Here is a 19,505-nt window from a genome sequence, read left to right as displayed (position 1 = left end):
CGGACGGCGGGTCGAGGCATCCGCCGTCGGTAGACTCGTCTCTCGTGTCCGACGCTCCCGAAACCACCGAGATCACGCCTGAGGCGGTGAACGCCGCCGTCGAGGCCGCCCTCGAGGCCATCGCGGCCGCCGGCGACACCGCAGCGCTGAAGGCCGCCCGCTCCGCGCACTCCGCCGAAGGCTCGCCGCTGGCGAAGCTCAACGCGCGGCTGCGCGACGTGCCGAACGACAAGAAGGCGGAGTTCGGCAGGCTCGTCGGCCAGGCCCGCGGCCGGGTGAACCAGTCGTTCGCCGCCCGCGAGGAGGAGCTCGCCGCGGCGGAGACCGCCGCGAAGCTCGAGGCGGAGCGCGTCGACATCACGGCGCTCGCGGCTCGTGCGCGCGTCGGGGCGCGGCATCCGATCTCCCTCCTCCAGGAGCAGATCGCCGACATCTTCGTCGGCATGGGATGGGAGATCGCCGAAGGCCCCGAGCTCGAGCACGAGTGGTACAACTTCGACGCGCTGAACTTCGACGTCGACCACCCGGCGCGCCAGATGCAGGACACCTTCTTCGTCGACCCGGTCGAGCGCCACCTCGTCATGCGCACGCACACGAGCCCCGTGCAGGTGCGCTCGATGCTCGAGCGCGACCTGCCGCTGTACGTGCTGTGCCCGGGCCGCGTCTACCGCACCGACGAGTACGACGCCACACACCTCCCGGTATTCACGCAGTTCGAAGGCATCGTCGTCGACAAGGGCATCACGATGGCGCACCTGAAGGGCACGCTCGACCACGCCGCCAAGGTGCTGTTCGGCGCCGAGGCCAAGACGCGGTTCCGTGCGAACTTCTTCCCCTTCACGGAGCCGTCGGCCGAGCTCGACCTGTGGCACCCGACCTTCAAGGGCGGGGCCCGATGGATCGAGTGGGGCGGTTGCGGCATGATCAACCCCAACGTGCTGCGGGCGGCGGGGATCGACCCGGAGGAGTACTCGGGCTTCGCGTTCGGCATGGGCATCGAGCGGACGCTGATGTTCCGCAGCGACGTCCAGGACATGCGCGACATGGCCGAGGGCGATGTCCGCTTCAGCGAGCAGTTCGGAATGGTGGTCTGATGCGCGTCCCGCTCTCCTGGCTCCGTGAGTACGTCGACGTCCCGGCGGATGCCTCGCCCGAGGACGTCCTGGCCGCGCTCGTGCGGGTCGGGTTCGAAGAGGAGGACGTCCACCGCTTCGAACTCCAGGGACCCATCGTCGTGGGCGAGGTGCTCGAGTTCGTCGAAGAGCCCCAGTCCAACGGCAAGACCATCCGCTGGTGCCAGGTGCGCGTGGCGCCCGACGGGGAGACGGCGGCCGACGGCGGCGACGCCGTCCACGGCATCGTGTGCGGCGCCGGGAACTTCTTCGCCGGCGACAAGGTCGTGGTGACCCTGCCCGGTGCGGTGCTTCCCGGCCCGTTCCCGATCGCCGCGCGCAAGACCTACGGCCACGTGTCGGACGGCATGATCGCCTCGGCCCGCGAGCTCGGACTGGGCGAGGAGCACAACGGCATCCTGCGGCTGGTGGAGCTCGGCATCGATGCGCCCGTCGGCACCGACGCCATCGCGCTGCTGGGCCTGGACGATGTCGCGGTCGAGATCAACGTGACCCCCGACCGCGGCTACGCGCTGTCGGTCCGCGGTGTCGCCCGGGAGTACTCGCACTCGACCGGCGCCACCTTCCGCGATCCCGCCGAGCGGCCGTGGGAGGAGCTCGCGCCGGGCTCCGGCTTCCCGGTGAGCGCCGACGACGCCGCCCCGATCCGCGGGCGCGCCGGTGTGACCGAGTTCGTCGCGCGCGTGGTCCGCGACGTCGACCCCACCAAGCCCACACCCGCCTGGATGATCGCACGCCTGTCGCTGGCGGGGATCCGCTCGCTCGGCATCCTGATCGACATCACCAACTACGTGATGCTCGAGCTCGGCCAGCCGATCCACGGCTACGACCTCGACAAGCTGCAGGGCGGCATCACGGTGCGCCGCGCCACGGCGGGGGAGAAGCTCGAGACCCTCGACGGCAAGGTCCGCACCCTCGACCCCGAAGACCTCCTCATCACCGACGAGTCCGGCCCGATCGGCCTCGCCGGCGTCATGGGCGGCGGCACGACCGAGATGGGCGACAGCACCCGCAACGTGCTCATCGAAGCCGCCACGTTCGACACCGTGTCGATCGCCCGCACCGCGCGCCGGCACAAGCTGCCGAGTGAGGCATCCCGCCGCTTCGAGCGCGGTGTCGACCCGCTCGTGCCGTTCGTGGCGGCCCGCCGCGTCGCCGACCTGATGGTCGAGTACGCCGGCGGCACCAGCGACGACGCCTACGGCGCGGCGCTCTTCGCCGAGGTTTTCATCCCCGGCATCGAGCTGCCGCCGCTGTTCGTGCAGCACCTCATCGGCGTGGACTACACCGACGGGCAGATCGAGGCCGCCCTGCGCCTCATCGGCTGCGACGTCGTGCCGAACGAGGACGACGCCGCCGGATGGCAGGTCATCCCGCCCTCGTGGCGCCCTGACCTGACCGACAAGTGGACGCTCGCGGAGGAGGTCGCCCGCATCGAGGGCTACGACCGCATCCCGTCGGTGCTGCCGCTGCCGCCCTCGGGCCGCGGCCTGACGCCCGCCCAGCAGGGCCGCCGGCGCGTGGCGAACGCGCTCGCGGCGGCCGGCTACGTCGAGACGCCGTCGTTCGGATTCACCACCGAGGAGCAGAACGACCTCCACGGGTCGGCCTCGGGCGAGCACCTCCCGAGCGTGAAGCTCGCGAACGCGCTCGACGGGCAGGCACCGTTCCTGCGTCGCTCGCTGCTGCCCGGCCTGCTCCAGGTCGCGCACCGCAACGTCTCGCGCGGCTTCACCGACGTCGCGCTGTTCGAGACCGGCGTCGTGTTCCTCCCGAAGCCCGGGGTGCGCTACGGCACGTCGTTCGTCCCGCCGCTCGCGGTGCGCCCGGATGCCGCGACGCTCGCCGAGCTCGACGCCTCGATCCCGCCGCAGCACCGTCACGTCGCGGTGCTGCTGACCGGCACGCTCGTGCCGAAGCAGCCGGGGGTCGCCCCGGTGACGGCCGAGCTGTCCGACGGGCTCGACGCCGTCCGGACCATCGCTTCGGCGGCCGGGGTCACCATCGAGGTCACGCAGGGCGAGCGCGCGGCGCTGCACCCGGGGCGCACGGGTGTGCTCTCGGTCGGCGGCACCGAGGTCGGCTACGTCGGTGAGCTGCTGCCGGCGGTGGCCGCGGCATCCGATCTTCCGGGCCGCGTCATCGTCGCCGAGCTCGACCTCGACCTCGTGCTGTCGCTGGCGGGCGAGAAGGTCGTCGCGGCGTCGCTGTCGGGATTCCCGGCGGCCACGCAGGACGTCTCGCTCGTGCTCGGCGCCGACGTGCCCGCGTCCGAGGTGCGGGCTGCGCTCGTCGAGGGCGCGGGGGAGCTGCTCGAGTCGCTGCGGCTGGTCGACGACTACCGCGGCCAGGGCGTGCCCGATGGTCGGAAGAGCCTCACCTTCGCGCTGCGCTTCCGGGCCCCCGACCGCACGCTGACGGCGGCCGAGGCGTCCGAGGCGAAGCTCGCCGGCGTCGCCGTGGCGGCCGAGCGCTTCGGAGCGACCCTCCGCGAGTGACGGTGATCCGCCGGCGCACGGCGTTCCGCCGGTGTACGGCGTTCCGCCGTCGGCGGAGACGGATGCCGCCACCCGGCCGGTCTGGTTGGGTGGAGGCATGACCGACGTACTGGTGCTGGGCGGAACCGGCTGGCTGAGCGGACGCATCGCGGAGCGGTGGCTGGATGCCGGAGCCGCCGTCACGTGCCTGGCACGGGGCGGCCGGGAGGCGCCGTACGGGGCGACGCTCGTCGTCGCCGATCGGGGCGCCGCGGATGCATACACCCAGGTCGAGAACCGCGACTGGGACGAGATCGTCGACATCTCGTCGAACCCGGCGCATGTCGCCGGGGCCCTCGACGCGCTGAAGGATCGCACGCGGCACTGGACCTACGTCTCGACCGTCTCCGTCTACGCGTCGAACGAGAGTGCGGGCGACGACGAGGGCGCTGAGCTGCTGAGTCCGGCCGGCCCCGACCAGGACGAGGACTATGGCCGCGCGAAGGCGCGGGCCGAGGCATCCGTCCGCGCCGCGTTCGGCCATCGCGCGGCCGTCGTGCGCCCCGGCCTGATCGTCGGGCCCGGCGACCCCACCGACCGGTTCGGCTACTGGGTGGGGCGGCTCGCGCTCGCCGGCGATGCCGACGTGCTCGTGCCCGACACCGCCGGCCGCGGAGCGCAGGTGATCGACGTCGACGACCTCGCCGAGTTCGCGCAGGCGATCGGACGCGAGCGATGGACGGGCGTCGTGAACGCCGTAGGCGATCCGGTCGACCTCGACCGCCTGCTCGCCGAGGCCCGCGAGGCCGCCCGACACACCGGCGCCCTGGTGCCCGCCGCCGACGCCTGGCTCGAGGAGCATGGCGTGGCGTACTGGATGGGCCCGCGGTCGCTGCCGCTGTGGCTCCCCGCCGGCACGCCGGGTTTCTGGACCCGCTCGAACGCCGCCTACCGCCTGCTGGGCGGCGGCCTGCGCCCTGTGCGCGACACGCTCGAGCGCACGCTCGCCGACGAGCGCGCTCGTGGCCTCGACCGTCCCCGTCGCGCCGGCCTCCCGCGCGCCGACGAGCTGACGCTCCTGCGCCAACTCCAGGCGTGACTCCGGCTTTCGAGTAGCGCACTTGGCGCCTCCGACCGGCGAAGATCTGCAAAGTGCGCGATTCGAAAACCGCCCGGACTGTGGATAACGCGCGGACGCGGAACCCCAGGCATGGCACGGTTTCGGCATGGAACATCGAGAGCCGCTGCCTGACGGTCTGCCAGAGGACTTCCCGGTCTGGCTCGCTCGCGCCCACGGAGTGACGCGCGGTCGCCTGCGCCAGCGTGACCTCGACGCTCCGTTCTTCGGCGCGCGACTTCGCCGCCACGAGGCCGCGGACATCGACGCCGACGATCCGTACGCACGTCAGCGCCTCCTCCGCGTGGAGCGTGCACGGCAATACGCACCGCGACTCCACACCGGTCACTACTTCAGCCACCAGACCGCGGCCGCCGTGTGGAAAGCGCCGCTGCCCCTGGAGTTCACGCCGCACGGGGAGGTCGCCGGTGCGGCCGACCTCGAGCTGCATGTCTCGGCGTTCGGCCACATCCCGTTCCCGCGTGCGACCGGCGTCAGAGGACACCGGACGATGCTGCGCCTTACCGAAGTGACCGAGCACGACGGTCTGCGGGTGTCGTCGCCGGCGGCGACGTGGGCGTCGCTGGGCGTGCTGCCGCTCTTCGATCTCGTCGCTCTGGGCGACTTCTTCTGCCGACGATGGCGCGAGGGCCCCGGCCGACCTCATCCCGGCCGACCGCCCCTCTCCACCATCGAAGACCTGCGACGAATGCTGGAGGCCGGCCGCCGGCGTGGTGCCGATCGTCTGCGCGCAGCGCTCGGCATGATCCGCGAGGACGCCTGGTCGCCTCGGGAATCGCTTGTGCGCTGCATCCTGGTCGAGGCGAGACTGCCCGAACCCGAACTGAACACCGACGTGTACGACGAGCGCGGCGTGTTCCTCGGATGCGTCGACCTGGCGTATCCGCGTGAGAAGGTCGCGATCGAGTACCTCGGGATGCTCCACGGCGAGCGGTGGGCGCAGGATGTCGAGCGTCTCGCCCGGCTCCGCGCCGCCGGATGGGCCGTGATCGAGGTGACCTCGCCGCTGCTGAAGCGCCCTCACGACCTGGTCGCCCGCGTGACGGCGGCGTTGAAGGTCTGACCGGGATTTCGAATCGCGCACTTTGCACGTTTCGTCGGTCGAGAACTGCAAAGTGCGCGATTCGAAACGAACACGCGATTTGCGGATGCCGCGGACCGGCGGCTATCGTCGGCGCATGCCTTCGGCGACCCAGGGACTCTCGACGCTCGTTGCGAGCGCTGCTCCCGCGTGCCGACGCCGACTCCGCCTCTCCGTGATCCTGGGCGAGCGCCGACTCTAGGCGACCCCGCACACCGTCCCGTCGTGGACGTCTGCGAGCGGGTGTCGCCGTCATCTGGCCCCCTGCCGAGCTTCGTCGAAGCGCCCAGACTCTAAGGTGGAATCCATGACATATTCGGTCGCCGTCTCCGGCGCATCCGGCTATGCGGGCGGCGAGATCCTGCGGATCCTCGCCGCGCATCCCGACGTCGAGATCCGCACCGTGACCGCGCACTCCAACGCGGGACAGCCGCTCATCCAGCACCAGCCGCACCTGCGCTCGCTCGCGCAGCTGACGCTCGCCGAGACCTCGCCCGAGGTGCTCGCCGGTCACGACATCGTCTTCCTGGCGCTGCCGCACGGCCAGTCGGGGCAGTACACCGACGCCCTCGGCGACACAGCCCTCGTGATAGACGCGGGCGCCGACCACCGCCTCGAGTCGGTGGCCGACTGGGATCGCTTCTACGGCGGCGACTTCCACGAGCCGTGGGTGTACGGCGTTCCCGAGCTGCCGATCGCAGGTGGCAGGCAGCGTGAACGTCTGGTGGGGGCATCCCGCATCGCCGCGCCCGGGTGCAACGCGTCGACCGTGAGCCTGAGCCTCGCGCCGGGCGTCGCGGCGGGCGTCATCGACCCGTCCGACATCGTCACCGTGCTCGCGGTGGGACCGTCGGGTGCGGGGAAGAGCCTCAAGACCAACCTGCTCGCGAGCGAGATCCTCGGCACCGCCAACCCGTATGCGGTCGGCGGCACGCATCGCCACATCCCCGAGATCCGCCAGGCGCTCGCCGCGGCGCGCGCCTCGGGCGAGCCGGCCGCCGGCGCCGCCGGCACCAGCCCCGACCGCGGCATCCGCATCTCGTTCACACCCGTGCTCGTGCCGATGGCGCGGGGCATCCTCGCGACGTCGACCGCCCCCATCGCCCCCGGCGCCACCGACGAGCAGATCCGCGCTGCGTGGGAGACCGCGTACGGCGACGAGACGTTCGTGCAGCTGCTGCCGGCGGGGGAGTTCCCGCGCACGGCCGACGTCGTCGGCGCCAACACCGCGCTGATGGGCCTGGCCATCGATCGCGACGCTAACCGCGTGGTCGTGGTGACAGCGGTCGACAACCTCGTCAAGGGCACGGCGGGCGCCGCCGTGCAGTCCATGAACATCGCGCTCGGCCTGCCCGAAGGCACCGCGCTCACAGTGAACGGAGTCGCCCCGTGAGCGTCACCGCCCCGCAGGGATTCGAGGCGGCCGGAGTCGCCGCGGGACTCAAGTCGACCGGCAAGCCGGACGTCGCGGTGGTCGTCAACCGCGGCCCGCTCAAGGTCGGCGCGGCGGTCTTCACGAGCAACCGCGCGAAGGCGAACCCGATCCTGTGGTCGCAGGAGGTCGTCCGCGACGGCGTGGTCGAGGCCATCGTTCTCAACTCCGGCGGCGCGAACTGCTTCACCGGATCCTTCGGCTTCCAGACGACGCACCAGACCGCCGAGAAGGCGGCCGCGCTGCTCCAGGTCAGCGCCGGCGACGTCCTCGTGTGCTCGACCGGGCTCATCGGCACGGGCGACGAGGTCTTCCGCGCGAAGGTTCTCGCCGGCACCGAGCAGGGCATCGCCGAGCTCTCCGCAGACGGCGGGGACGCGGCATCCCTCGCCATCATGACCACGGATTCGAAGCCGAAGCGCGCTCTGGCGACGGGCGACGGCTGGACGATCGGCGGCATGGCGAAGGGGGCCGGGATGCTGGCACCCGGCCTCGCCACGATGCTCGTGGTGTTGACGACCGACGCGGTGCTCGATGCGGCTCAGGCCGACGAGCACCTCCGGGCGGCGACGCGCGTGAGCTTCGACCGGCTCGACTCGGACGGCTGCATGTCGACGAACGACCAGGTCACCCTGATGGCGTCCGGCGCGTCCGGCGTCACGCCCGACCCCGAGGCGTTCGCCGCGGCGCTCGCCGAGGTGTGCCGCGACCTCGCCACCCAGCTGCAGGGCGACGCGGAGGGCGCGAGCCACGACATCACGATCGAGGTCATCAACGCCGCCTCGGAGGACGACGCCGTCGACGTCGGGCGCTCGGTCGCCCGCAACAACCTCTTCAAGGCCGCGATCTTCGGCAACGACCCCAACTGGGGCCGCGTGCTGGCCGCGATCGGCACGACCGAGGCCGCGTTCGACCCGTACGACGTCGACGTGTGGATGAACGGGGTGCGGGTGTGCTCGGCCGGCGGCCCCGACGCTCCGCGCGAGGCCGTCGACCTCACGCCCCGCAGCACGAGCGTGCTGATCGACCTCAAGGTGGGATCGGCCTCGGCCGTCATCCTCACCAACGACCTGACCCACGACTACGTGCACGAGAACAGCGCCTACTCCTCATGACCGATCTGCAAGACACCGATCCGTCCGAGGCCAGCGCCCGGGCGATCACGCTCATCGAGTCGCTGCCGTGGCTCAAGCGCTTCCGCGACCAGATCGTCGTGGTGAAGTACGGCGGCAACGCGATGGTGAGCGAAGAGCTGCAGGATGCCTTCGCCGCTGACATCGCCTACCTCCGCTACGTCGGGGTCAAGCCCGTGGTCGTGCACGGCGGGGGACCGCAGATCTCGTCGATGCTCGACCGCCTGGCGATCCCGAGCGAGTTCAAGGGCGGCTACCGCGTCACCTCGACCGAGGCGATCTCGGTGGTGCGCATGGTGCTCACCGGTCAGATCAACCCGCAGCTCGTCTCCAAGATCAACGCGCACGGCCCGGTGGCGACCGGCCTCAGCGGTGAGGACGCCGGCCTCTTCGGCGGCCGTCGCCGCGGGGTGGTCATCGAGGGCATCGAGCACGACCTCGGCCGTGTCGGCGACGTCGTCCAGGTCGATCCGCAGCCGGTGCTCGACCAGATCGAGGCGGGGCGCATCCCCGTGGTCTCGAGCATCGCTCCCGACCTCGACCACCCGGGACACTCGCTCAACGTCAACGCGGATGCCGCGGCATCCGCTCTCGCCGTCGCGCTGGGTGCGGCGAAGCTCGTGGTGCTCACCGACGTCGCCGGGCTCTACGCCGACTGGCCGAACCGCGACTCGCTCGTGTCGCACCTGACCTCGACCGAGCTGCGCGGGATGCTGCCGACGCTCGAGTCGGGCATGATCCCGAAGATGTCGGCGTGCCTGGAGGCCGTCGAGGGCGGCGTCGAGACCGCCGCCATCATCGACGGGCGGGTGCCGCACTCGGTGCTCGTGGAGATCTTCACCAGCAAGGGAATCGGAACAGAGGTGGTGCTCGGATGACGTGGCAGGACGATGCGGGGCGCGACCTCGTCAAGAGCTTCGGCGCGCGGATGGCGATGTTCGTGCGTGGCGAGGGCTCGTACCTCTGGGACGCCGACGGCAAGCGGTACCTCGACTTCCTCGCGGGGATCGCGGTGGACTCGCTCGGCCACGCGCACCCGGTGTTCGTCGACGCGATCGCGACGCAGGCCGCGACGCTCGCGCACGTCTCCAACTACTTCGCGACGCCGCCGCAGCTCGCGCTCGCCGCGACGCTGAAGCGCCTGGCCGGAACCGGCGACGAAGGCCGCGTGTACTTCGGCAACTCGGGCGCCGAGGCCAACGAGGCCGCGTTCAAGCTCGCCCGCCTCCACGGCGGCAGCGAGCGGCCGCGCATCCTGGCGCTCACCGATGCCTTCCACGGCCGCACCATGGGCACGCTCGCCCTCACCGGCAAGCCGTACATGCAGGAGCCGTTCCTCCCGATGACGCCGGGCGTCGAGTTCATCGACTCCACCGTCGAGGCGCTGGAGGCCGCGATCGACGACCGCGTGGCCGCACTCTTCGTCGAGCCGGTCAAGGGCGAGGCCGGCGTGCTGCCGCTGCCCGAGGGGTACCTCGCCGCCGCGCGGGAGATCACCGAGCGCCATGGCGCGCTCCTCATCATCGACGAGATCCAGACCGGCGCCGGCCGCACGGGGGAGTGGTTCGCCTTCCAGCACGCGGGCATCACTCCCGACGCGATCACGGTCGCCAAGGGCATCGGCGGCGGCTTCCCGATCGGCGCCCTCATCACGTTCGGCGAGGCGAGCGAGCTCTTCTACCCGGGCACGCACGGCTCGACCTTCGGCGGCAACGCCCTCGGCACCGCCGTGGCGGCCGCGGTGCTCGGCGAGATCGAGCGGGCCGAGCTCGTGCGCAACGCCGCCGAACGCGGTGCCCAGCTGCGCGCGGCGATCGAGGCGATCGACTCGGACCTGGTCAGCGGATGCCGCGGCTCGGGGCTGCTCGTCGGCGTGGCGCTCGCGCATCCGGTCGCGAAGGCGGTCGTCGCGGCCGCTCAGGGGCACGGGCTCGTCATCAACGCGCCCAATGACGAGACCATCCGGCTCGTCCCCGCGTTGACCATCGGCGACGTCGAGATCGACGAGTTCGTCGAGCTGTTCACCGCGTCCCTGCGCACCGTCGAGGACGCGCTCGTGCTCGAGACCCCCACGGAGGTTCCCGCGTGACCCGTCACCTGCTGCGCGACGACGACCTGACACAGGCCGAGCAGAACGAGATCCTCGATCTCGCCGTGGCACTCAAGAAGGACCGCTGGAAGCTCAAGCCGCTCGAGGGCCCGCAGACCGTCGCGGTCATCTTCGACAAGTCGTCGACCCGCACGCGCGTGTCGTTCGCGGTCGGCATCGCCGACCTCGGCGGCTCGCCGCTGATCATCTCGACCGCGAACAGCCAGCTGGGCGGCAAGGAGACCCCCGCCGACACCGCGCGCGTCCTCGAGCGCCAGGTCGCGGCGATCGTGTGGCGCACCTACGCGCAGGCGGGCCTCGAGCAGATGGCCGACGGCACGCGGGTGCCGGTCGTGAACGCGCTGAGCGACGACTTCCACCCGTGCCAGCTGCTGGCCGACCTCCTCACGATCAAGGAGCACAAGGGCGAGCTCGCCGGTCTCACGCTGGCGTTCTTCGGCGACGGCATGTCGAACATGGCGCACTCGTACGTGCTGGCCGGCGTCACCGCCGGCATGCACGTGCGCGTCGCGTCGCCCGAGTCCTACGCGCCGCGCGACGACGTGATCGCCGATGCCGACCGACGCGCCGCCGAGACCGGCGGATCGGTGACGCTCTACACCGACCCCAACGAGGCGGCGGCCGGCGCCGACGTCATCGTCACCGACACCTGGGTGTCGATGGGCAAGGAGGAGGAGAAGCTCGCGCGCCTGCGCGACCTCGGCGGGTACAAGGTCACCCAGGAGCTCATGGCTCTGGCGCGTGAGGACGCGATCTTCATCCACTGCCTCCCCGCCGACCGCGGCTACGAGGTCGACGCCGAGGTGATCGACGGACCGCAGAGCGTGGTCTGGGACGAGGCCGAGAACCGCCTGCACGCCCAGAAGGCGCTGCTGGTCTGGCTGCTGCGCCAGAGCTGAGCGACGGTCGTCGTCGGGCGGGAGCGTGGGAGTGACCTGGTTCGCCTCGCGCTGGGACCGCCTCACGGGCCCCGGCCGCATCGCCGGGATCGATCTGGCGCGCGGTCTCGCCGTCGTGGGCATGTTCGCCGCGCACCTGCTGTCGATCACCGAGCCCTTCGCGTTCGATGACCCGTCGACCTGGATCGCCGTGGTGGACGGGCGCTCGTCGATCCTGTTCGCGACGCTTGCCGGCGTGTCGATCGGATTGATGACCGGAGGTCGCACACCGGTCACGGGGCTCGAGATGGCCCGCGCCCAAGGCCGGCTGGCGGTGCGTGCCGGGCTGCTGTGGGTGATCGGCATCCTCCTCATCGCCACCGGGGTTCCCGTCTACGTGATCCTCCCGGCGTATGCGGTGATGTTCCTGCTCGCCCTCCCGCTCACCCCCTTGCCGGCGAGGGTGCTGCTCCCGCTGGCGGCGGTGATCGCGCTGACGATGCCGTTCGTCCAGGTGATCCTCGACGCCATCCCCGGGTGGAACTCGCCGCTGGGCTTCGAGGTGTGGCGCGGGCTCGGCTGGGCCTATCCGTTCACGACGTGGATCGCCTTCGTGCTGGCGGGGCTCGGCGTCGCGCGCGCCGGCGTGACGCGTCTCCGGGTGCAGGTGTGGCTGGTCGCGGCCGGTGGTGCGCTCGCCGTTCTCGGGTATGGGACGGATGCCGCCACCGGCGCCGACCGTGACGCCGAGACCGCGTCGTACCTCGGCGCGCTGTGGACGGCACGCGCGCACTCGACGGGCCTGCTCGAGGTGATCGGCTCGGGCGGGTTCGCGCTGGCCGTGCTGGGCGTGTGCCTCCTGCTGTGCCGGACGGTGGTGGCCTGGATCGCGGTCCCGCTGCGCGCGGTCGGGGCCATGCCGCTCACCGCGTACACGCTGCAGCTGGTCGTATGGGCGGGGATCGCCTGGACGACACTGGATCGCGTGGGCGACCTCGCCGGGTTCCGCGCGCTCGATCCGTTCTGGCCTTTCACCATCGGCACCGTGGTCTTCTGCACGGCATGGGCCCTCGTCGTCGGGCGCGGCCCGCTCGAGACCCTCCTCGACCGGGCGTCGCGCCTGGCCGTCCCGGCGGTGCCGGCTTCCGCTTCTCGTTCCTGAGCGGTCGCTCGATGGTCTCGGCCCGGCGCCCGTGACGGCGCCGCATCGCCGTCACGGGGAGTGGCATGCCACGCGGCGTCGGTAGGCTGGTCGGGTGAGTGATGCGAAGGGCGACGGCACCAACGAAGGCGCGCTGTGGGGGGCACGGTTCGCGACCGGCCCTTCTCCGGAGCTCGCCGAGCTGAGCCGGTCCACGCACTTCGACTGGGCGCTGGCGCTCTATGACATCGCCGGTTCGCACGCGCACGCCACGGCGCTCGCCGCGGCGGGCTATCTCAGCGCCGACGAGGCGCAGGCCATGCACGACGGCCTCGACGTGCTCGCCCGGGGCATCTCCGACGGCACGCTTCGGCCCGCGGCATCCGATGAAGACGTCCACGGCGCACTCGAGCAGGCGCTGATCGGCGTCGTCGGCGCCGAGCTCGGCGGAAAGCTCCGGGCCGGCCGCAGCCGCAACGACCAGATCGCGACGCTCGTGCGCATGTACCTGCTCGACCACTCCCGCACCATCGCGCGAGAGATCCTCCGCCTGATCGACGCGCTCGTCGCCCAGGCCGAGTCGAACGCCGACGCCGTCATGCCGGGGCGCACGCATCTCCAGCACGCGCAGCCCGTCCTGCTCGCCCACCATCTGCAGGCGCACGCATGGCCCCTGGTGCGAGACCTCGAGCGGCTGCGGGACTGGTCGGCCCGCGCCGCCGTGTCGCCGTACGGCGGAGGCGCGCTCGCCGGCTCCACGCTCGGCCTCGATCCGCAGCTGGTCGCGCGGGAGCTCGGGCTGGATCGCCCCGCAGAGAACTCCCTCGACGGCACGGCCGCGCGCGACGTCGTCGCCGAGTTCGCCTTCATCGCGGCGATGATCGGCATCGACGTGTCGCGGTTCGCCGAAGAGATCATCCTGTGGAACACGCGGGAGTTCAGCTTCGTCACCCTCGACGACGGCTACTCGACCGGTTCGAGCATCATGCCGCAGAAGAAGAACCCCGACATCGCCGAGCTCGCGCGCGGCAAGGCCGGGCGTCTCATCGGCAACCTCTCCGGACTTCTCGCCACCCTCAAGGCGCTCCCTCTCGCGTACAACCGCGACCTGCAGGAAGACAAGGAGCCGGTCTTCGACTCGGTCCGCACGCTCGAGACGGTGCTCCCGGCGTTCGCCGGCATGGTGGCGACCATGCGGTTCCACACCGAGCGCATGGCGGAGCTCGCGCCGCAGGGCTTCTCGCTCGCGACCGATGTCGCCGAGTGGCTGGTCAAGCGCGGGGTGCCGTTCCGCGATGCGCACGAGATCTCGGGGCACCTCGTGCGCGTCTGCGAGGAGAACGGCCTCGAGCTGCACGAGGTGAGCGACGAGCAGCTCGCGGCGGTCTCGCCGCACCTGGCGCCCGACGTGCGCAACGTGCTCAGCGTGGCGGGATCGGTCGCCAGCCGCACCGGGGCGGGCGGCACGGCACCTGTGCGTGTCGAGGAGCAGCGCGCCGAGCTGGTCGAGCGCTCGCAGGCCGCCGCGCACTCGCTCGGCCTCTGAGCCGCGCCCTCACGCGCGGCACCGTCACCAGATCGCCAGCCGCACCACGCCGGCGACGAGGCACGCCCACACGAGGCTGGCGAGCGTGCCGATGATGAATCGCTCGCGCGCCTCGGCGGCGGCGAGCTCGGAGAAGCGCCCGATGCCCTTGAGCGCGACCACGATGGCAATCGCCTCCGGGAAGCCGGCGATGATCCCGAGCGCGACGGCGATGCGCTCGAGGTAGCCGATGGTGGTGCCGCCGCGCAGCACCTCGCGCACCGCGCCCTCGCCCGCGGGACCGGCGACGCCGGGGAGCGACGGGGCGCGCAGCAGGATGCCGCCGTTGTCGCCCTCCTCGACGCGGCCGTGGGTCGCGACGTCGAGCACGCGGCGGGTGATGGGGTTGCCGCCGAGGATCGCGACCGCGGTGCCGAGCAGCGCGATCCCGAGCCCGACCAGCAGCGGGACGTCGAAGGGCGAGACGACGACCACGATGAGGCTCAGCACCACCAGGGCGCCCGCCGCGATGAGGGGCACATCGGCCGGCTTCCGGAGGCTTACGATGACCAGCACCAGTGCCGCCCCGAGCGCGAGGAACAGGAAGACGGAGAGCGCGGCGACGAGCAGCACGTCGGGGGAGACCATGGCGTCAGTCTGGCACGGGCCCACGACGGCGCGGGGAGGAGGGCGTCGGGCGTGCCAATCTGCGGATCCGTGGCGGTGCGCTGCCCGGTGCGGCTCAGACCGGCCGCTCGGGCGACGAGCCGGCCTCGGCGTCGAGGCGCGCGAGGATGCGCTCCAGCGCGGGCACGGCGGCCTCCTCCGCGCGCAGCGCGGCCGCCTTCGCGCGGAGGCTCACGGCCCCTTCCGAGATACCCAGCCGCGCGGCGGCTTCGCGCTGGGTCACGCCCCCGGCGAGCAGGTCGTAGACCTCCCAGCCCTCCGGTGTGCGGCGGTCGCGCACCTCGATGAGAAGGCGGACGAGCGCCTCGGCGTCCTCGCTCCCGTCGCCCGTGAGGGCGAACCGCGTCGGCGCCCTCTTCGCTCTCTCGACGGCGTCACGCGCGTGGACGAAGGCGGGACCCCGCGCAGCGCGCACGCTGTCGGGGAGCGGGAGCTCGATAGCGCCGACGCCGAGCCCGACGCTCCAGCCCTCCGTCCTGGTCAGCTCGAGCACGATCGACAGGGCGGCGGCGGGATCGGCGATGGCGACCTGGAGCTCGTCACCGGCGGTGCGTTCCGGGGCGAGCGCGAGTTCGCCGGCGTCGCGCCGGTTCACCGCGGCCAACGCCGCGGGCACGGCGTCGGCATTGACGCGGCTCGCGCGCTGATCGGCGGTGACGACGAACATGTCATCCTTAAGTTCAGGGACAAAAGCAAGGTCGAGTTTAGCATGGAGACTTGAGCGAGAATAGTCTCCAGGCTTAAGCCCTCGGCACTGTAGTCTGCGGGCTTACGGCCGACGCCGCGGTGGCCAGCTGGCCGCGGTACCAGTCCAGCTTCTCGTCCAGGCGCTCCTGCTGGGCACGCAGTTCCGCCATCTGCGCCTCGACGGCGGCGGCATGCTCCTCGAGGAGGGCGACCCGCTCGGCGATGGTGCTGTCGTCACGGCAGAGTGCTCCGTAGCGCCGCAGCCGCTCGATCGGCATGCCGGTCTCGCGCAGGCACCGGAGGAATCCGAGTGCCCCGAGGTCGGCCTCCGAGTACTGCCGGTGACCGCCCGCGCTGCGTGCGACGGGCGGGAGGATGCCCTCCCGCTCGTAATAGCGCAGGGTGTCGAGCGAGAAGCCCGAGATCGCCGCAGCCTCCGCGGGAGAGTACATCGTCATCTCTCGAGCCTAGGGCTTGACCTGGAGCGGACTCCAGGTTGCATCGTGGAGCCATGACCACCTCCACCACCCCCACCTCGCCCCTCGTGCTCGGCGCCATGATGTTCGGCACGACGGTCGACGAGGTGTCCGCGTTCGCACTCCTCGACCGTTTCGTCGAACGCGGCGGCGTCTGGATCGACACCGCCGACTGCTACAGCTTCTGGGCCAGTGCCGACGGCCAGGGCGGAGACAGCGAGCGGGTCCTGGGCCGCTGGCTCGCCGCCCGGCCGGACCTTCGAGAGCGCGTCAAGATCGCCACGAAGCTCGGTGCCGAGCCGCTCTGGGCCGGCTCGTGGCCCGACCGGCGCACGGGCCTGTCGGCGCGCGCCGTCCGCGACGCCTTCGCGGGCAGCCTCGATCGGCTCGGCCTGGAGTCGGTGGATCTGCTGTGGCTCCACCAGGAGGACCGGCGAACGCCGATCGAAGAGACCGTCGACGCGCTGGCCGAGCTCACTGGAGCGGGGCTCGCGCACCGGGTCGGGGCATCCAACCACCCGGCCTGGCGTGTCGAGAGGGCCCGGGCGCACGCGCGGTCGATCGGCTCGGTGCCGCTGGATGCGCTGCAGCTGAACGCCACGTACCTGCGGGTGCGGCCGGGGACGCGGCCGCCCGGCGTCGAGCATCGCTTCGGTGTGCTCAGCGACGAGCAGCGCGACTACGCCGACGAGCACGGGCTCGAGATCTGGGCCTATACGCCGCTGCTCTCGGGCGCGTACGACAATCCCGCCAAGCAGATTCCCGAGGCGTACGACCACGTCGGCAACATCCGCCGGCTCGAGGTCCTCGACGACGTCGCCGGCGAGCTGGGTGCGACCCGGGGCCAGACGGTCCTCGCGTGGCACGTGGCCCGTGGCGTGCGCCCGATGCTCGGCGGCAGCAGGCTCGACCAGCTCGACACGGCGATGGACGCGGTGCTCCTGCCGCTGACGGCCGAGCAGGTGCACCGCCTCGACGCGGCGGTGTGAGCGGATGCCGCGGCCCGGCCATCAGCGCCGGGCTGCGGCATCCGTCCCCGAGCGCTCGGCTCGGTGCGCTCGCCGGCACGGCTCGCCCGCCGGGCGCTGATAGCCTGGCGGGCGTGTCTGAGACCCCCGTGAGCGCGACCGCGCCCGCGAACGACTCCGCGTTCGAGAACGTGTGGGACGAGATCGTGTGGCGTGGGCTCGTGCATGTGTCCACCGATCAGGAGGCGCTGCGCGCCCTTCTCGCCGGGGACCCGATCACGTATTACTGCGGCTTCGACCCGACCGCGCCGAGCCTGCACCTCGGCAACCTCGTGCAGCTGCTGCTCATGCGCCGCCTGCAGCTCGCCGGTCACAAGCCGCTCGGGCTCGTCGGCGGCTCCACCGGACTCGTGGGCGACCCGCGGCCGTCCGCGGAGCGCACGCTCAACACGCGCGAGACGGTCGCCGAGTGGGTGGGCTACCTGCGCTCGCAGGTCGAGCGGTTCTTGAGCTTCGACGGCGACAACGCCGCGCGGATCGTCAACAACCTCGACTGGACCGCGCCGATGAGCGCGATCGACTTCCTGCGCGAGATCGGCAAGCACTACCGCGTGGGCACGATGCTCAAGAAGGACGCGGTCGCCGCGCGCCTGAACTCCGAGGCGGGCATCAGCTACACCGAGTTCAGCTACCAGATCCTGCAGGGCATGGACTACCTCGAGCTCTACCGCCAGTACGGCTGCGTGCTGCAGACCGGCGGCAGCGACCAATGGGGCAACCTCACCAGCGGCACCGACCTCATTCACCGCGTGGAGGGCGTCTCGGTGCACGCGATCGGCACGCCGCTGATCACCAACAGCGACGGCACGAAGTTCGGCAAGAGCGAGGGCAATGCCATCTGGCTCGACGCCGCCATGTGCAGCCCGTACCGGATGTACCAGTTCTGGCTGAACACCGACGACGCCGATGTGATCCAGCGCCTGAAGATCTTCACGTTCCTCACGCGTGCCGAGATCGAGGAGTACGAGCGACTCGTCGCCGACGAGCCGTTCCGGCGCGCCGCGCAGAAGCGCCTCGCGCTCGAGGTCACCACCTTCGTGCACGGGACGGATGCCGCAGCCGCCGTCGTCGCGGCATCCGAGGCGCTCTTCGGCCAGGGCGACCTGGCCGCGCTCGACGCCGCGACGCTGCGCCATGCGCTCGAAGAGCTGCCGAACGCGGCCGTCGCCGCCGGGACGACCGTCGTGCAGGCGCTCGTCGACACCGGACTCGTCTCGAGCCTGTCGGAGGCGCGGCGCGCCATCGCGCAGGGAGGCGTGTCACTCGACGGCGAGAAGGTCGTCGACGACACCGCGACCGTGTCGGGCGGGCTGCCCGGCGGCGTGTCGGTGCTCCGTCGCGGCAAGAAGACGCTCGCGGGCGTGTTCGTCGGCTGATCTGTGAGCGCGGCGACCGCAGCGGCGGGGGAGTGACGGATGCCGTTCACCCCGAGCCACGCGGTCGTCGCGCTGCCGTTCGTGCGGACGCCGCTGGTGCCGGCGGCGATCGCGATCGGCGCGATGACGCCGGACCTTCCGCTGTTCGTCCGCGGGCTGCCGCTGCACTACGGCCTCACGCACGCCTTCGCGTGGCTGCCGGCGACCACGGTGCTGGCGTTCGCCCTGCTGCTGCTGTGGCGGTGCGTGCTGCGTCCGGGCACGCGGGAGCTCGCTCCGCGGTGGCTGGCGTCGCGTCTGCCGGCGGAGTGGGATGCCGGGGCGGGGCCGGCACTGCGTGAGACGGTGGCGTTCGATCCCGGCTCGCGGTCGCGCATGCCCTGGCGCGGCCCGGCGCTCCTCGTCATGTCGCTGCTGATCGGCGTCGTCAGCCACATCGTGTGGGATCTCTTCACGCACGAGGGGCGGTGGGGCGTGGCGGCCGTCCCCGGGCTCGAGTCGTCGTGGGGTCCGCTCCCGGGCTACAAGTGGCTGCAGCACGCGTCGAGCGTGATGGGCCTCGCGGTCATCGCGGTCTGGATGCTGGTGTGGCTGCGGCGACGCCAGGTCGCGGCATCCGTCCCGCGCGTGCTGCCCGATGCGGCGCGGTGGGCGTGGTGGCTGTCGCTTCCCGCGACGCTCGTGGTCGCGTGGGTCTGGGGTCTGGGGGTCTTCGGGCCGCTCGACGACGACTTCACCGTCGCGCACCTCGGCTATCGGGTGCTCCCGCCCGCGTGCGCGGTGTGGGGACTGGTCACGCTGGTGCTCTGCCTCGTCGTGCAGTTCCTGCGGCGCCGTGCCGACAGGTGAGATTCCGCGTGTTTCTGCGGGTGGGGGTGTGCGACACGCCCGGGATGTGGGCTCGATTCGACGGGTGGGCTGGTTCCGCGTAATGTTCTTGTTGTTCGCCCCAAAGGGTAGAGCGGAAGGCCGGAAGGCCTGGCTCCCCTCAAGCAGCGGACCACCTCCCACACACCAGATCCGTTCCTCGGATCGTCCGTTCATCGGACACGTGGGAGTCTTGCTCGAAGAGCTCCGGTCGATTTGACGGGATCGCTTCGGCGAGATAAGATAGTGAAGTTGCCCAGCCGGGGCGCGGATCGCGAGATCCGATGCTGGCTGGTGCGTCCGATCTTTGAGAACTCAACAGCGTGCACTTGTCAA

Annotated in this window: 17 protein-coding genes; 14 read left to right on the top strand and 3 right to left on the bottom strand. The window is 71.6% G+C overall.

Annotation, left to right across the window (positions count from 1 at the left end):
- Positions 1–44: 44 nt before the first annotated feature.
- From pheS to argH, 11 genes are all read left to right on the top strand, one after another.
- Positions 45–1,094, top strand: coding sequence for a phenylalanine--tRNA ligase subunit alpha (gene pheS, locus R8Z57_RS09855; RefSeq protein WP_318353601.1), 1,050 nt, complete (start codon positions 45–47; stop codon positions 1,092–1,094).
- Positions 1,094–3,631 carry a phenylalanine--tRNA ligase subunit beta gene (gene pheT / locus R8Z57_RS09850; protein ID WP_318353600.1) on the top strand — a complete coding sequence of 846 codons (2,538 nt, stop codon included), beginning with the start codon at positions 1,094–1,096 and terminating at the stop codon, positions 3,629–3,631. The genes pheS and pheT overlap by 1 nt, the downstream gene beginning before the upstream one ends.
- A 97-nt stretch (positions 3,632–3,728) precedes the next feature.
- Complete coding sequence (locus R8Z57_RS09845) at positions 3,729–4,709, top strand: NAD-dependent epimerase/dehydratase family protein (protein ID WP_318353599.1); 981 nt, start codon at positions 3,729–3,731, stop codon at positions 4,707–4,709.
- A 127-nt stretch (positions 4,710–4,836) separates the two neighbouring features.
- A complete protein-coding gene (locus tag R8Z57_RS09840; protein WP_318353598.1) occupies positions 4,837–5,811 on the top strand; it encodes a hypothetical protein in 975 nt (324 codons plus the stop codon).
- 325 nt (positions 5,812–6,136) lie between these two features.
- Complete coding sequence (gene argC / locus R8Z57_RS09835; RefSeq protein WP_318353597.1) at positions 6,137–7,222, top strand: N-acetyl-gamma-glutamyl-phosphate reductase; 1,086 nt, start codon at positions 6,137–6,139, stop codon at positions 7,220–7,222.
- Positions 7,219–8,376: a bifunctional glutamate N-acetyltransferase/amino-acid acetyltransferase ArgJ gene (argJ, locus tag R8Z57_RS09830; protein WP_318353596.1), complete on the top strand. Its 1,158-nt coding sequence runs from the start codon at positions 7,219–7,221 to the stop codon at positions 8,374–8,376. Before argC ends, argJ begins: the two co-directional genes overlap by 4 nt.
- Positions 8,373–9,272, top strand: a complete 900-nt coding sequence (argB, locus tag R8Z57_RS09825) for an acetylglutamate kinase (RefSeq protein ID WP_318353595.1) — start codon at positions 8,373–8,375, stop codon at positions 9,270–9,272. Before argJ ends, argB begins: the two co-directional genes overlap by 4 nt.
- On the top strand, positions 9,269–10,483 hold the full coding sequence (locus tag R8Z57_RS09820) for an acetylornithine transaminase (protein WP_318353594.1): 1,215 nt from the start codon (positions 9,269–9,271) through the stop codon (positions 10,481–10,483). The genes argB and R8Z57_RS09820 overlap by 4 nt, the downstream gene beginning before the upstream one ends.
- Positions 10,480–11,403 (top strand): ornithine carbamoyltransferase, encoded by a 924-nt coding sequence (gene argF, locus R8Z57_RS09815; protein WP_318353593.1) that lies wholly within the window; start codon positions 10,480–10,482, stop codon positions 11,401–11,403. The genes R8Z57_RS09820 and argF overlap by 4 nt, the downstream gene beginning before the upstream one ends.
- Before the next feature lie 31 nt (positions 11,404–11,434).
- Complete coding sequence (locus R8Z57_RS09810; protein WP_318353592.1) at positions 11,435–12,544, top strand: heparan-alpha-glucosaminide N-acetyltransferase domain-containing protein; 1,110 nt, start codon at positions 11,435–11,437, stop codon at positions 12,542–12,544.
- Between the two features lie 94 nt (positions 12,545–12,638).
- The gene (argH, locus tag R8Z57_RS09805) at positions 12,639–14,069 is read left to right on the top strand and encodes an argininosuccinate lyase (protein WP_318353591.1); all 1,431 of its coding nucleotides are present in this window, start codon (positions 12,639–12,641) and stop codon (positions 14,067–14,069) included.
- Positions 14,070–14,093: 24 nt separating this feature from the next.
- On the opposite strand, the gene R8Z57_RS09800 is transcribed toward argH, so the two are convergent.
- The 3 genes from R8Z57_RS09800 to R8Z57_RS09790 all read right to left on the bottom strand — a co-directional run bounded on the left by R8Z57_RS09800 (position 14,094) and on the right by R8Z57_RS09790 (position 15,880).
- Positions 14,094–14,696 (bottom strand): hypothetical protein, encoded by a 603-nt coding sequence (locus R8Z57_RS09800; protein WP_318353590.1) that lies wholly within the window; start codon positions 14,694–14,696, stop codon positions 14,094–14,096.
- Between the two features lie 94 nt (positions 14,697–14,790).
- Entirely contained in the window at positions 14,791–15,402 is a 612-nt protein-coding gene (locus tag R8Z57_RS09795) for a DNA-binding protein (protein WP_318353589.1), read from the bottom strand.
- A gap of 73 nt (positions 15,403–15,475) precedes the next feature.
- Positions 15,476–15,880, bottom strand: a complete 405-nt coding sequence (locus R8Z57_RS09790; RefSeq protein ID WP_318353588.1) for a MerR family transcriptional regulator — start codon at positions 15,878–15,880, stop codon at positions 15,476–15,478.
- A gap of 53 nt (positions 15,881–15,933) precedes the next feature.
- Between R8Z57_RS09790 and R8Z57_RS09785 the strand changes: the two genes are divergently transcribed.
- The 3 genes from R8Z57_RS09785 to R8Z57_RS09775 all read left to right on the top strand — a co-directional run bounded on the left by R8Z57_RS09785 (position 15,934) and on the right by R8Z57_RS09775 (position 19,151).
- Entirely contained in the window at positions 15,934–16,887 is a 954-nt protein-coding gene (locus R8Z57_RS09785) for an aldo/keto reductase (RefSeq protein ID WP_318353587.1), read from the top strand.
- A 113-nt stretch (positions 16,888–17,000) separates the two neighbouring features.
- Positions 17,001–18,302, top strand: coding sequence for a tyrosine--tRNA ligase (gene tyrS, locus R8Z57_RS09780; RefSeq protein ID WP_378722856.1), 1,302 nt, complete (start codon positions 17,001–17,003; stop codon positions 18,300–18,302).
- Positions 18,303–18,341: 39 nt separating this feature from the next.
- Complete coding sequence (locus R8Z57_RS09775) at positions 18,342–19,151, top strand: DUF4184 family protein (RefSeq protein WP_318353586.1); 810 nt, start codon at positions 18,342–18,344, stop codon at positions 19,149–19,151.
- Positions 19,152–19,505: the final 354 nt, after the last annotated feature.

It is taken from the genome of Microbacterium sp. M3, assembly GCF_033548675.1.
Classification (GTDB): Bacteria; Actinomycetota; Actinomycetes; order Actinomycetales; family Microbacteriaceae; genus Microbacterium; species Microbacterium arthrosphaerae.
The sequence above is the reverse complement of the archived record's forward strand: the minus strand, read 5'-3'. Positions and strand labels throughout refer to the sequence as shown.

Bases quoted from the DNA above. Each gene is read 5' to 3' on its own strand.
- pheT (WP_318353600.1), top strand. From the start codon at position 1,094: ATGCGCGTCCCGCTCTCCTGGCTCCGTGAGTACGTCGACGTCCCGGCG.
- R8Z57_RS09845 (WP_318353599.1), top strand. From the start codon at position 3,729: ATGACCGACGTACTGGTGCTGGGCGGAACCGGCTGGCTGAGCGGACGC.
- R8Z57_RS09840 (WP_318353598.1), top strand. From the start codon at position 4,837: ATGGAACATCGAGAGCCGCTGCCTGACGGTCTGCCAGAGGACTTCCCG.
- argC (WP_318353597.1), top strand. From the start codon at position 6,137: ATGACATATTCGGTCGCCGTCTCCGGCGCATCCGGCTATGCGGGCGGC.
- argB (WP_318353595.1), top strand. From the start codon at position 8,373: ATGACCGATCTGCAAGACACCGATCCGTCCGAGGCCAGCGCCCGGGCG.
- R8Z57_RS09820 (WP_318353594.1), top strand. From the start codon at position 9,269: ATGACGTGGCAGGACGATGCGGGGCGCGACCTCGTCAAGAGCTTCGGC.
- R8Z57_RS09800 (WP_318353590.1), bottom strand. From the start codon at position 14,696: ATGGTCTCCCCCGACGTGCTGCTCGTCGCCGCGCTCTCCGTCTTCCTG.
- R8Z57_RS09795 (WP_318353589.1), bottom strand. From the start codon at position 15,402: ATGTTCGTCGTCACCGCCGATCAGCGCGCGAGCCGCGTCAATGCCGAC.
- R8Z57_RS09790 (WP_318353588.1), bottom strand. From the start codon at position 15,880: ATGACGATGTACTCTCCCGCGGAGGCTGCGGCGATCTCGGGCTTCTCG.
- R8Z57_RS09785 (WP_318353587.1), top strand. From the start codon at position 15,934: ATGACCACCTCCACCACCCCCACCTCGCCCCTCGTGCTCGGCGCCATG.
- R8Z57_RS09775 (WP_318353586.1), top strand. From the start codon at position 18,342: ATGCCGTTCACCCCGAGCCACGCGGTCGTCGCGCTGCCGTTCGTGCGG.